Below are 13,058 nucleotides of genomic sequence, written 5' to 3'. Positions count from 1 at the left end.
GTAATCGATATGTGTGCCCAGTCTACTCTCTTGCACCTCGATGCAAAATTGCAACACGGTGCTTTCAAGCATGTGCCCGATGCTTGTGCCGCCAGGCGGTCATCAGTTTTTCCCTATCCAGCGTCCCGCCGACGAAGAGAAGCGCGACCACGGCGCCGCACACTGCGATGATCGCATCGACCAGGAAGGCGATGCTGATTCCGTCGGCGAAATTCGAATTGCTAAGGACAATGGCGGTGTTGGCTGCCAGTCCAATCGAACCGCCGGCGATTTGGAACATGTAGACGATGGCTCCGGCCAAACTAGCGCGTGCCGGGTCGAGGCACGTAATTCCCGCCGTGGTGATGGACGAGTAGAATAGCCCCACGCCGATGCCCAGCACAAACATGCCGAATATCAGGTCGACGTAGGTGGTGCCGGTGTGAACGCGCGATAGGAGGAACATGCCCGCCGCAAGAAAAATCGCCCCACCGACTACGCTGACCTTCGGTCCGAGGCGCTCATAAAGGCGCCCTGAGATGAACGAAGTGACGGCGAATGTGCCCATCATCGGCAGAAGACCCGCGCCGCACTCGATCGCGCTGAATTTCAGCTCATGCGACATGTATTGTGGAAGATAGAGCAGGGCCGCGAAGAAAATCGCGGACATGGCGAGGACCGTCAGACAGGCCGCAGCAAAGCCCGTATTACGAATGACGTCGTCTGGAACCAGAGCATCGTTGCGGGCTCGCCGCTCGACGAAAAAGAACATGAGGAATGCGGCGGCGGACATGGAAAAGAGCCCGTAGCTCCATGGGGTATCCCACCCGATTCGGGTGCCAAGATCGAGCCCCAACAAAAGCGAGAACACAGCCACGGTCAGGACGACCATGCCGCGATAATCGATCTTCTCTCGTTTATCTCTGTCCCCATCCGGGGCGACCACGAGATAAGTGATCAGAACCCCGGCAACCGCGATGGGAAGGTTCAGGAAGAACACCCAGCGCCACCCAACCGTGTCCGTCAGGGCGCCGCCCAATAGCGGTCCGAACGCATTCCCGAATCCGGCGGACCCCATCACCAGCCCGCCCGCAAGCCCCGCCTTATTGCGCGGAAGAAGGCCGAACGTCATGCCGAGAACGGCGGGCCACATCAGTGCGCCGCCGACCCCCATCACGAAACGGCAGGCCAGCAGAACCCAAACATTGGGGGCTAGTCCGCCCAGCACGGAGAATGTTGCAAAGATGGCCGAGCCGATGAAGAAGGCACGCCGGCGCCCGAACATGTCGGCAAGCCGGCCACCTGTGACGATAAGAACGCCGAACACCATTGCATAGCCGTTGATCACCCATTGGGTGGTGTTCACCGTGGTGCCGAAGTCCTTTTCGATCGCCGGGATTGCGACGGACAGAGCAGTAAAATCGTTAGCAATCACGAACACAGCAAAGGCCATTGCGACCATGCCGAGGATCGCAGACTTGCTAAGCTTTCCAGGATCGTCCGCCACTGAGGGGTCCCCGCCATCGCGAATGGGCGGCAGTCTTACACAGCGGACAATCTGCTGGTTGCCGCGTCATAAGCCGCCTAGTGACCGTCATTAAAATAAAAATGATTAGCTACGCTTAAGCTGTGACAATGGATGCGCCAACCGCCTGAGCTTTGCAGGGGGCGTCACGCGCGAGCACCAGCTTCTCGTTGGTCAAGACGGCAAAGATTGATCGCGCGACAGGTAGGACGAAACAAATGTCTTGCACTCTCGGTTTTGAGTTTGGTCGAGCTAACGCGCGGGTCAGCCAAAAGATACGCCGACGCGCTTCCGGTTATGCCAAGCATTACTCCTCGACGGCTTCGTCTGGTATCTCGTCCATGCGCACATCGGAGGAGAGCTTCTGCTGCGCTTCCTCGGTCGGCTGACTCGGGAAGTCCTTGAGCGTGCCCACCTGATCGGCATCGCGCCAGAAGGCAATCGGGCTTAGCAGATACGCGGTGACGAGCTCGGCTAAGGACCGCAAGGCGTGAGCGTGAATGCGCTCCCACCCATGAGAGGCGTCGACGCCAAAACAGACCAACGCCGTGCGGACATCGTGACCGGCCTCGACCGCAGAAGCTACATCGGACCGGTAATGCCGGAAGACATCCTTCTGGTAGTAGATGTCATCTTCACGGCACAGCCGAGCCAGCTTCCTCGTTAGGTGATAGTCGAACGGACCGTTCTGGTCGGCCATTGCCAGTGTCACGCCGAATTCGGCGCTGTTCTGACCAGGCGCCGACGTACCGTTGTCGACTGCGATAAGCGAAGCGATCTCGTCGGTGAGAATGTTGGCGGCGCCGATGCCAACTTCCTCCTCGATGGTGAACAGAAAATACGCATCGACCGGAAGCTGTTCCTTGACGGGGATCAGAGCCTTCAACGCGGCGAACATCACCGCGACGCCGGCCTTGTCGTCGAGATGCCGCGAGCAGATGAACCCGTTCTCCAGGAACTCCGGCTGCGGATCGATCGAGACGATGTCGCCGACATCAATGCCCAGCCTGAGCGCCTCTTCTGCACTCGAGCAGCGCGCGTCTACCCGGATTTCCACATGCTCCCACCCGGTCGGCTGTTCGTCGACGTCGTCGCCATAAGTGTGCCCGGAGGCCATAAGCGGCAGGATCGTGCCCCGATAGCTGCCGCGCTCGGTGAAGATCGTGCAGCGGGCGCCTTCGGCAAAACGCGCGCTCCAATAGCCGATGGGGACAATCATCAGACGGCCGTTCTTTTTGAGGGCCTTCACCTGGGCGCCGAGCGTGTCGAGATGGGCGGCTATCGCGCGGGCCGGGCGCCGCTCCTTGCCGCGCAATACGGCGCGGATGGCGCCGCGCCGCGTCACCTCGAACGGAATACCGAGCCGGTCCAGCTCCTGGCCGCACCAGCGCACGGCGTTGTCGGTGTAGCTCGTCGGGCTCGGAATGTTTAGGAATGTCTCAAGCGTGTCGGCGAGGTAATCGAGATCGATGTGTAGAATAGTCATCACGCAAGCCCTGTTGTTCGGAGCACCTGCCCTGCTGGCGCACCCCCAATGGATTGGTCACGAGTAGTACGAGTGCGCTTACATTTGAAGCGCCTTGCGCACCGTCGCTGGAACGGTCTGAGGAAAGAGAAGATCGACGAAACGAGCTGCGGTCGGCTGCGGCTCGTGATTGGCAAGACCCGGGCGTTCGTTGGCCTCGATGAACCAGTACTCCGGCTCGGTCGGGGTTTTCACAATGAAATCTATCCCGGTCACGGGAATCTCGATGGCCCGCGCGGCAGTGACAGCCGCATCGATCAACGTCCGGTGCAGAATTCCGGTCACGTCGTGAATCGTGCCGCCTGTGTGCACGTTGGCCGTCTTTCGCACTGGGATCGAGGCGTCAGTCTCGGGAACGTCGTCATAGCTATAGCCCGCCACGGCCAGGCAGCGCTCTGTCTCCGCGTCTATGGGAATGGCGGACTCGCCGCCCGTAGCTGCCAGTCGTCGGCGGGTCTGACGCTCGATGAGCTCGCGCACCGTCGATTTGTTGTTGCCGATAATGGTAGCAGGTTTGCGGATCGCCGCCGCGACTACGCGGTAGTTGATGACGATGATCCGAAGGTCCACGCCCTCGACGAACTCCTCGAGAACAACCTCGTTGCACAGCGTCCTCGCAAATTCGATCGCCGCTTTCATTTTGTCCCAGTTCGTGAGCCCGACCGCGATGCCCTTGCCCTGCTCGCCACGAGCGGGCTTCACGACGACCGACCCGTAATGCTCCAGGAAGGCGCGCGCGTTGTCGTTTTCATCCACCGTGATTTGCTCAGGCACGCGCACCCCCGCTGCCTTGACGATGCGCCGTGTCACCCGCTTGTCGTCACACATGCTCATGGCGATAGCGGTGGTCAGGGCCGTCAAGCTCTCGCGGCAGACAACCGAACGTCCGCCATAGGCGAGCCGGAAAAAGCCGCCCTCCGCGTCGATGATCTCGACGCGGATGCCGCGCCGATGTGCTTCATCGACAATGATGCGCGCATAAGGATTGAGCGCCTCATATTCGTCCGAGCTTCCTGTAAACAGCTTTTCGTTGATGACGTTTTTGCGCTTCACCGTGAATGTGGCCCAGCGGATGAAACCCAGCCTGTCGTAAAGCGCAATGGCCTGTTTGTTGTCGTACAACACCGACAAGTCCATGTAGGCGCAGCCACGCTCCTTGAAGTGTTCCGATAACGCGCGCACGAGCGCCTCGCCGATCCCCGGTAGAGTGGATTGTGTATCCACGGCAAGGCACCAAAGCGAAGAGCCGTCCTCGATGTCGCCGAAGGCCGCGTTGTGATGCACGCCCGTGACGGTGCCGACGATCGCGTTGGTCTGGTCGTCGACGGCTACGATATAGGTGATGGCCTCGCTATCGCGGTGCTCCCAGTAGAAGTTCGGTGCGACCGTCACCATACGTCGCGCCGCATAGATGCGATTGATCTCTTCGGCGTCCTGGAGAGAGGTCAGCCGCCGGATATGGAACCCGCGCGGCGGGTTTGGCGCTGGCTGGTACTTTTTGAAATTGAGCCGATAGGTGTGGGACGGATCTAGGAACAGTTCTTGGGGCGCCGCGGCCAACACCACATGCGGATCGAGAATGTAAAACGCGATATCGCGCCGCCCTGGCCCCTCCGCACGCAGACAATTGGCCAGGTCCGACGCCTTCGTAAAGGTCTGGCCAAACAGCAGCCGTCCCCAGCCGCAATCGAACGCAACATCGCTCTGGATCGCGCCCTTCGGAGACAGGTCCGCGCGTGGCGTCGTGCCGTGAGGAGCGCTGTCCTGGTTAGCGGTTTGGGGGATGCTCTTTTCCGTACTCATGCCGGTGCCTAGAGATTGTGGGACTGAAGCCAGAGCTCCAACAACGCACATTGCCAAAGCTCCGATCCGCGCAACGGCGTGATGTGCGCTTTCGGGTCGGCAAACAGGCTGTCGAGATATTCGGACCGGAACAGACCCCGATCGCTTGCGGCCTGGGAGGACAGCGCATCGCGCGTCATGTCTAGCACGGGGCCGTCGATATATTTGAGCGCAGGCACGGGGAAGTAACCCTTTGGCCGGTCGATCACTGCCGAAGGAATAACATCGCGCGCTACATCTTTCAGCACGCCTTTGCCTTCGTCCCTAAGCTTCATTTCCGGCGGCACGCGTGCGGCCAGTTCCACAAGCTCGTGGTCCAAGAACGGCACGCGCGCCTCGAGCCCCCAGGCCATGGTCATGTTGTCGACGCGCTTCACCGGATCGTCGACCAGCATTACCGTGGTATCGATGCGCAGGACACGGTCCAGCGGCCTTTCGGCGCCATCTTTCATGAGGTGCGCCTCGACCATGCGCGCAGGGTCGTCCTCCTCGGCCATCCAGTCTTCGTTGAGATGGCTTGCGAGCTTTTCGCGGTCTCGGTCGAAGAACAAGGCCATGTAGTCGGACAGCACGTCATTGGAGCTGGCGAGCTTCGGGTACCAGTGATAACCGGCGAAGACTTCGTCGGCGCCTTGGCCGCTCTGCACGACCTTCACGTGCTTCGCCACTTCGCGGGAGAGAAGGTAGAAGCCCACATTGTCGTAGGACACCATGGGTTCGGACATTGCGCCGATCGTGTCCGGCAGGGACTCCAGCATGTGCTCTGTCGGGATCATGATCTTGGTGTGGTCGGTGCCGAAGTGCTTCGCGATGACGTCCGAGTATTTGAATTCGTCGCCCGCTTCGCCGTGCGCGGCTTCGAAGCCGATCGAGAAGGTCTTGAGGTGCTGCTGGCCAGCCTCGGCCAAGAGGCCCACGATCAGGCTGGAATCGACGCCGCCCGAAAGCAGGACGCCGACCGGAACATCAGCGATCATCCGCCTGTCGACCGCCCGGCGCAGTTCGGCGCCGACGCGATCCTTCCATTCGGCATGGCTGATCGTGAGATCCTCGGCCGAGCGCTCGAACCGAAGATCCCAGTATTGGGTGTCCTTGAAGCGACCGTCGGGCTCTATCAGACGCAGCGTCGCCGCCGGCAGCTTGCGAACACCGCGCAGGATCGTATGGGGCGGCGGCACAACGGCATGAAAGGTCATGAAATGGGCAAGGCCGACCGGATCAAGCGCCGTATCGACATCGCCCGCGGCGACGAGCGCGGGAAGCGTCGAAGCGAAGCGAAGGTGCTTGTCGTTCAGCGTGTAGTAGAGCGGCTTGATGCCGAGCCGGTCGCGGCCCATGGCGACACGGCCCGTATCGCGCTCATAGATTACGAAGGCGAACATGCCGTTGAAGCGCTTCGGTGCATCGGACCCCCAGGCATGCCACGCTTTGAGAACGACTTCGGTGTCGCTCGTCGAAAAGAAGCGATAGCCCTTGCCCTCGAGCTCGGCCCTCAGACCCTTGTGATTGTAGATGCAGCCATTGAAGACGAGCGTGAGACCAAGCTCCGAATCGACCATGGGCTGCTGGCCGCGTTCCGACAGATCGATGATCTTGAGACGCCGATGGCCGAAAGCGAACGGCCCGCGGGACACGATTCCACTCCCATCGGGGCCCCGCGGAACCATCGACCCGGTCATCGCGTTCATGGCTTCGACCGACGCCGGCGAGCCGTCAAACGTGATCTCGCCGCACAATCCGCACATGTCTTATTGCCTTTATTGGGATGAAGGTTTCAGTCTACCGAGAGCGCCTATTCCAAGATGTAAGCAAGAATGGGGCCGACTTCGCTAGGCTTTGCGCACCTTGGCGGCAGCGCTTTGAAGAACTGAGAATTGCAATGATCGCCTGAATTATTGCATCCAGGACTGTATCGATCAAATCGAGGCAGGCAGAATGACCGGGTCAAATAGGCGCAGATGCCCATTTTTCAGGCAAAGCGGTCGTGAAGTCATCAGCTCGACTATGGGAGCGGCCGCGATCGCTGTCGCGAAACCGTTAAAAAGATGCGAGGCTGGCGTTTTTGTGATGGGTCGCGTCAACCAAGGTCAAGGTCAAGGAACTGCCCTGTTTTGCCATTAGTTCTAAGCTCTTGCGCGATCCTCTCCAAAATAGTGGCGGGAATGTCTACACCAAGAGATGATGTGTGGAGGTTTGAGGGGCGACGAATGAGTGGGCGATTCGCCATTATTGGTTTGACGGCGTTGGCCTTTTTGCCTTTTGCGGCCGGGACGTCTTTCGTCTCGTCCACGGCGACGGCCGAATTCCGCGCACCCGGCCTGTTCGGCGGCAAGCCGGCCGTCAAACGCAAGCGCTACCGCGCACGTAAGCCCGTCCAACCGAACCGGAACCCCGCTCGCGTGTCCGCGACCGTGTCCGTTCAGGCCATCTCGCCGGAGGTCGCCAAGAACAGCGACGCCGTGCTCGGCGTCGGCACCACGTCGGCCGCAAGTATTGCCTTGGCGTTGCCGGCGCCCAAGCGAACCGCCGAAGCAGCTAAGGCCGACGACAAGGACGAGGCCACGGCGCCGACCGAGGTCGCCAAGGCCAACCCTAAAGAGATCAAGTCCGAAGAGACGAAGCCTCAAGAGACCAAGTCTGCAGAGACCGAAGCGCAGGATAACAAGACTGCAAAGACTGACACCGCGGAAACCGAAATCGCTGAGACCGAGACGGCGGAATCCGAAACAACCGATTCCAAGACATCTGAATCCAAGACAGCCGTTGCGGAGGACGATGCGTCCTCGGCCGACGAGGTCGCGAGCGACGCGGACGCCGGCAAGACGCAATCCAAGCCCGACACCGAATTGGCGAGCAAGGCGGATCCCAAAGCGTCCGAGACGGATTCGAAGTCGGCGAGCAAAGCTGAGACCGAGACGGCGTCCGGTTCCAAGACAGCCGACTCCGAGGCGGATGCAGAGACGGAAGGCGAGAGCAAAGGCGCAGCGGCGGACTCAAAGCCAAGCGAGACCGCAAGCGCTATCGATGAGGCCGATAAGACGGCGGAGGCGCGGGATGCCGAGAGCAAAGTCGATGATGCTAAAGCTGCTGATGCCAAGGCTAGCGAATCCGAGACCGCCGAAGACGTAAAGCCCGCCGATGCCGGCGCCGATAAGGATGCGGACGGAGCGGACAAAGATGCTACGACGCAAGTAAGCGAAGCCGGCGAGGCCGATGACACGACTGCTGAAGCCAAGACCGCTGAAGCCAAGACCGCTGAAGAAGAGACGGCTCAGAAGAAGGCCGACGAGGCCACTGAGGCCGCAGACGCCGCGGCGAAGACAACCGAGACTGCGCCATCCGACGTCGAGACGGCCGCGGCGGCTACAGCAGCGGCGCTCGCTGCAAGGGCTGAAGCCGACAGCGCCAAGGAGGCCACCGAGAAGTCCGAAACCGAAAGCGCAAAGGCCGACGACGGCGCTTCGCCAGCGCCCCCGGCTTCGGAGCCGAAGCCCGAGGCGGCACGTCTTGCAAACAAGACCGGCTCGGACGCCAAGAACGAAGCTGACGCCAAGAACGAAGCTGACGCTAATGCCGATACGAGCACAAAGACGGCATCCGACACGAGTTCGGAGCCCGATACAGATCCTGAGCTGACAGCCTCGATCTCGCCGGCAACGGCACCGAGCGATTCGGCCCAGTCTGTGGAAGCGCCGGATGTGACCGTTGTTGGCCGTGCCGCCGACGCGCCTACGGACGCGGCGCCCAAGCCCGATCCACGCGCCTACGACGCGACCGTCGTCCTGGATGTGTCGCCGCCGCCTGGCACCGAGAAGCCTGAAGCCGAGGACACCAAAATAGCTGCGCTCAGCCCGGGTTCGGCGCTCGCCTCGGATGACGGTTCCGCCGCCGAAGGTGAGGCACCGGTAGGCAAAGCGGTCGATATTGGGCCGCCTCCGCTTCCGCCCGTCGATCCGGTGATCGCGGCGGTTCGGTCCAAGCTGGATGGGCCTGCGGCGCCTAAGGTCGCCACGGCCGATCTGGAAGCCCTTAAAACTCTTTATGGCGAGCGTAACGACAACCCGCTCTGGGTCACGGGGGACGGCTTGACGTCCAAGGCCAAGGCCCTGATCGCGACGATCCACGATGCCGACGATTGGGGCCTCGACGCCGGCGCCTATGACGTGCCCGCGGCTGGTACTACCTTGGCGACAGACGAGGCGCGGGCCGATGCGGAACTCGCGCTGTCAGGCGCCGCGCTCAAATACGCACGCCATGCCCAGACCGGGCGGCTCACGCCCGCGCGGGCCCACAAGCTCTTCGACTACCGCCCCAAGGCACGCGAGCCAAAGGCCGTGCTGACCGAGATCGCGGCATCGGAGACCCCGGACAAGGCGCTCCTGGCACTTCATCCGCAGACGGAGCAATATCAGCGGCTGCATACCGCGCTGGTGCACGCCCGTGACACGGCGAAGAGCCTCGGCGGCAACCCGGACGACGACCGGAACGTCCAGATCATCGTCATTAACATGGAGCGTTGGCGCTGGCTTCCGTCCGACCTCGGCAACTTCCACGTTTGGAACAATATCCCTGAGTTCCAGTTCCGCGTCTACAAGGGCGGCCGCGAGGTCTATCAGGAGAAGTCCATCGTCGGGCAGGTAAAATACGCCACGCCGTTCTTCTCGGCGCCGATGCGGAACATCGTGTTCAATCCCAATTGGACTGTGCCGCCGACCATCGTCAAAGAGGACATCGCCCCGAAATTGAAAGGGCCCCGCCGCTCGGGCGGCTTGTTCAGCGGCCCAGAGTCCCGAAACAGAATGTTGCGCCGCTACGGACTCACGGTCAGCCAGAAGGGCAAGCCGGTCGACGCCGACGCGGTCGACTGGCGGAGCGCGAATGTGCATGCCTATACGTTCACCCAGGATCCCGGTCCCCACAACGTGCTTGGCCGGTTCAAGTTCAATTTCCCCAACAGCCACGCCATCTACATGCACGACACGACTCAGAAGGAGTTGTTCTCGCAGCGGAGTCGGACGCTGAGTCATGGATGCATTCGCGTCAATCAGCCGGCACGCTTCGCCGCGCTGCTGCTCGGCGAGGATAAGGGCTGGACCATGGCCACGGTCCAGGACGTGCTCGCGCGGGCGCAAGGGCAGACCAAAGTCATCGCGCTCAAGCGGAAGATACCGGTCCACCTCACCTATAATACGGCCGTTGCCGACGGCTACGGGTCGATCCAGGAATACGGCGACGTCTACGGCATCGACAGCGGCATGGCCGCGAAGCTCTTCAAGAATCCCGCGCACTTCAATGCACCGTATTCGGCGGATTTCGCAGAGACGCGTCCCACCCGCCGGTACTCGGACACCCGTCCGCGCCGCCGCCGCAGCGCCAATGGCGTCGACAACTTCCTTTCGGGAATCCTCGGCAACTAGTCCGCCAGATTAGGCGCTTTCGATTGCGCCGAGAATGTCGCGTGCGAACGCGGTGAGGGAAGGATCGCGCGCGCCCATTACCAGCACCACGTCGCCCTCGCGTGCTTCGTTCGCCACCGTCTCGATCAGCCAGTTTCGCGATGGCGCGAACGAGGCTAGCGCGCCTTTTGCGGCGATTTCGCGCACGATGTCGTCGGCGGAGAAATCCCGCGTGGCCGTGCCGCCCGCGTAGAAGACTTCAAGCATGAACAGGCGATCTTGAGCGGAGAGTTCGCTTGAAAACGTCCGCACGAAATCCTGCCACAGGAAGCGCGTCGGGCCGTAGCCGTGCGGTTGATAGATTGCCAGCACACGCTGCCCCCGCAACTTCGCGGTCCGGATGGCCGCGGCGATCTTCTCCGCATTGTGGGCAAAGTCGTCCACGACCTCGATGCCGCGGGCTCGGCCGATGGTCTGGAAGCGCCGCCCAATACCAGAGAACCCGGCCAGCGGCGCAGCCATGCCTTGAAGCGAAAAACCGGCGGCCCGGCAGGCCGCGATGGCGGCCAGCGCATTGGTCACGTTGTGGATGCCCGGAACCGGAATCTCGAACGGGATGCCTTCCACGCGGAAGCGCGCGCCCTCGGCACTGTGTTCCACGTCCGTCGCGCGAACATCGGCACGCTCGCTGAGACCGAAGCGGATTGCCCCGCCCGCGAAAGCGTCGAGATTTTCATCGTCGCCGATCACGAGCGTGTCGCGCGTCCGCGCGCGCAGCGTAGCGAACATGGCCGCCACCTCCTCCATTTCCTTATGGTCGCGCTGGAGATTTAGAACGACGCCGATGGATGGCGCGTAGCGCACCAGGGAACCGTCGCTTTCGTCCGCCTCGACCACGAGAAGGTCGCTACAGCCCGCATAGGCATTGCCGATAAACCCTTGTGCCTGTAGCGCCGGCAGGTCTCCACCCGTGATCACCGAAGGATCGGCGCCGATCCCGCGCAGAATCTCGAAGGTCATGCCGGTCACGGTGGACTTGCCGCTCGTGCCCGTCACCGCAATGGACCGGAAGGCGCCGACGAAATAGGCCAGCATCTCCGACCGGTGCACGACCGGCACCCCACGCGCCTTGGCCCTGGCAAAGTCCGGTACGGTCTCTTCCACCGCGGTGGATACGACAAGGGCGGCACAGTCGTCTTCGATTCCGCTCCCATCCTGCGGGAACACGCCGATCCCCAGCGCTTCGAACTGCGCGCGTACGGCCGCCCGTTCACCGTGGTCGAAGGCCCTGTCGCTGCCGCTGACGCGTCCGCCCTTCATCGCCTGGAATTGGGCGATGGCGCTCATGCCAGAGCCGCCAAGGCCCGCATAGTGAAAGCGTCCCGACGACGGATCCGGGATCGCGCGCGGATCGGACGGTGCGATCAGGACAAAGTCGCCCTCGCGGGCCTGGTCAAACAGCGCCGTCACGTCCGCGTTGGACATGCGAACACAGCCGCACGACATGGGCCGTCCAATCAGCGCCTCGTGGTTGGATCCGTGAATATAGATGTAGCGCTGGCGCGAGTCGCAGCCCGGCCCCCGGTTGATGCCCTCCTCGAGACCGTCCAGCGTCAGAATGCGCGTGAGAATGAGATCGGTCTCGCAAGGTTCGCCCTGCCAGGTTTCGCCAGTGGGTTCCCGCGAGGAAAACACCGTGCCTGCACCCGCGCCCGTCCCGATCTTCGCATCGATGCGATGCCAACCGGGCGGCGTCTTGAAGGAGTTGTTCTCGCCGCCAATGCCGTTGCGCGCCGTAGAGACTGGCCATGCCGCGACGGCCGCGCCGTTCTCGATTAGCGTCGCGGTTTGCCGCTCGACGTCGACGAGGAAGAGACGCTCGGGAAGAGGGTCCGGCACGCCGGGCTGCTGACGGGCAGCCTCGAAAAGCGCGATCGCACGGGCAGTTATGGCGGGTCTCGGCAGCGTCACGCGGCGCACTCTGCCACAAGGCAGTGCTGCGGTGTCACCCTTTTATTGCGGGGAGATGAACTGGGTTACCGCCGCGACGAGAACAGCGGGCCGCCATGGGGATAGTAGAACTTCCAATAGCGGTACTGATACGGACGCCAATAGCGTTTGCATCGCCAGCTGCATTTCCGGGCGCTCCGGGTTGCGGCCTTGCGCGTCCGCTTTGCAGCGGTCTCCACCAGCGAGCCGGTGTTTTCGGAGATCGCGTGGGCTGCGGCTCCGGCCAGTGGCACGGGAGCAGCGCCCGCAGGGCTGGCGGCGGCCCAGAACGCGCCAAATTAGACAAGAATGGCGATCGCAATACGCATGGGACAGAATTCCTTATGGCCCCCAATACTGACGGCCGCTGTCGTCCATTTCCGCGATTATCCTAGCACGCCACGCTTTCTGTCACCTCACCCGCATCCTAGCTGTTTCCTGACCCGCACACGTGCCGGGACCCGGTGAGCGTCCTAGAGAAGGGCTGCGGCCGTGAGCAGGATCAGGATTTCGCCGCTCTGTTCGGCGGCGCCCAATACGTCGCCCGTCTGACCGCCGATCTTTCGGAGACCCATGCGGGCGAGCAGCGCGAGGGCGGCGGCGATCAGGAGCGCCGAGACTAGGGTTGTGCCAAACCCGACACAAACCAAGGCCACGAAGAGCGCGATGGCGACTGCGCCCGCGGCCGAGCCCGCACTTGGCCGGCCCGCGTTTGCCGACAAGCCGTCGGCACGCGCACGCGGGACCGCCCGCATGAACAGGGGCAGCGCGCCTCTGGCCCCCGTATGCGCGGCGATCAGCG

The 13,058-nt window shown here is 62.3% G+C and carries 8 protein-coding genes; 1 reads left to right on the top strand and 7 read right to left on the bottom strand.

Annotation, left to right across the window (positions count from 1 at the left end; genetic code table 11):
* Positions 1 to 64: 64 nt before the first annotated feature.
* From WBQ77_RS04250 to WBQ77_RS04235, 4 genes are all read right to left on the bottom strand, one after another.
* Positions 65 to 1,486, bottom strand: coding sequence for an MFS transporter (locus WBQ77_RS04250; RefSeq protein WP_424043893.1), 1,422 nt, complete (start codon positions 1,484 to 1,486; stop codon positions 65 to 67).
* A 325-nt stretch (positions 1,487 to 1,811) separates the two neighbouring features.
* Positions 1,812 to 2,990 carry an osmoprotectant NAGGN system M42 family peptidase gene (locus WBQ77_RS04245; RefSeq protein ID WP_424043894.1) on the bottom strand — a complete coding sequence of 393 codons (1,179 nt, stop codon included), beginning with the start codon at positions 2,988 to 2,990 and terminating at the stop codon, positions 1,812 to 1,814.
* A gap of 78 nt (positions 2,991 to 3,068) precedes the next feature.
* Positions 3,069 to 4,832, bottom strand: coding sequence for an N-acetylglutaminylglutamine synthetase (gene ngg, locus WBQ77_RS04240; protein WP_424059053.1), 1,764 nt, complete (start codon positions 4,830 to 4,832; stop codon positions 3,069 to 3,071).
* Positions 4,833 to 4,840: 8 nt separating this feature from the next.
* Positions 4,841 to 6,616, bottom strand: a complete 1,776-nt coding sequence (locus tag WBQ77_RS04235) for an N-acetylglutaminylglutamine amidotransferase (RefSeq protein ID WP_424043896.1) — start codon at positions 6,614 to 6,616, stop codon at positions 4,841 to 4,843.
* Between the two features lie 462 nt (positions 6,617 to 7,078).
* On the opposite strand from WBQ77_RS04235, the gene WBQ77_RS04230 reads away from it, so the two are divergent.
* Positions 7,079 to 10,288 carry a L,D-transpeptidase family protein gene (locus WBQ77_RS04230; protein ID WP_424059051.1) on the top strand — a complete coding sequence of 1,070 codons (3,210 nt, stop codon included), beginning with the start codon at positions 7,079 to 7,081 and terminating at the stop codon, positions 10,286 to 10,288.
* A gap of 9 nt (positions 10,289 to 10,297) precedes the next feature.
* On the opposite strand, the gene WBQ77_RS04225 is transcribed toward WBQ77_RS04230, so the two are convergent.
* From WBQ77_RS04225 to WBQ77_RS04215, 3 genes are all read right to left on the bottom strand, one after another.
* Positions 10,298 to 12,238, bottom strand: a complete 1,941-nt coding sequence (locus tag WBQ77_RS04225) for a L,D-transpeptidase family protein (protein WP_424043900.1) — start codon at positions 12,236 to 12,238, stop codon at positions 10,298 to 10,300.
* A 65-nt stretch (positions 12,239 to 12,303) separates the two neighbouring features.
* Positions 12,304 to 12,510: a hypothetical protein gene (locus WBQ77_RS04220; RefSeq protein ID WP_424043901.1), complete on the bottom strand. Its 207-nt coding sequence runs from the start codon at positions 12,508 to 12,510 to the stop codon at positions 12,304 to 12,306.
* A 219-nt stretch (positions 12,511 to 12,729) separates the two neighbouring features.
* Positions 12,730 to 13,058: adenosylcobinamide-GDP ribazoletransferase (locus WBQ77_RS04215; protein WP_424059050.1), on the bottom strand; the 329-nt coding region annotated here is incomplete at its 5' end.

The organism is Methyloceanibacter sp. (assembly GCF_049590335.1).
GTDB lineage: Bacteria > Pseudomonadota > Alphaproteobacteria > Rhizobiales > Methyloligellaceae > Methyloceanibacter.
The sequence above is the reverse complement of the archived record's forward strand: the minus strand, read 5'-3'. Positions and strand labels throughout refer to the sequence as shown.

What these genes read in the sequence shown, in the direction of transcription:
- WBQ77_RS04245 (WP_424043894.1), bottom strand. Translation starts at nt 2,990, where the DNA reads ATGACTATTCTACACATCGATCTCGATTACCTCGCCGACACGCTTGAG.
- ngg (WP_424059053.1), bottom strand. Translation starts at nt 4,832, where the DNA reads ATGAGTACGGAAAAGAGCATCCCCCAAACCGCTAACCAGGACAGCGCT.
- WBQ77_RS04235 (WP_424043896.1), bottom strand. Translation starts at nt 6,616, where the DNA reads ATGTGCGGATTGTGCGGCGAGATCACGTTTGACGGCTCGCCGGCGTCG.
- WBQ77_RS04230 (WP_424059051.1), top strand. Translation starts at nt 7,079, where the DNA reads ATGAGTGGGCGATTCGCCATTATTGGTTTGACGGCGTTGGCCTTTTTG.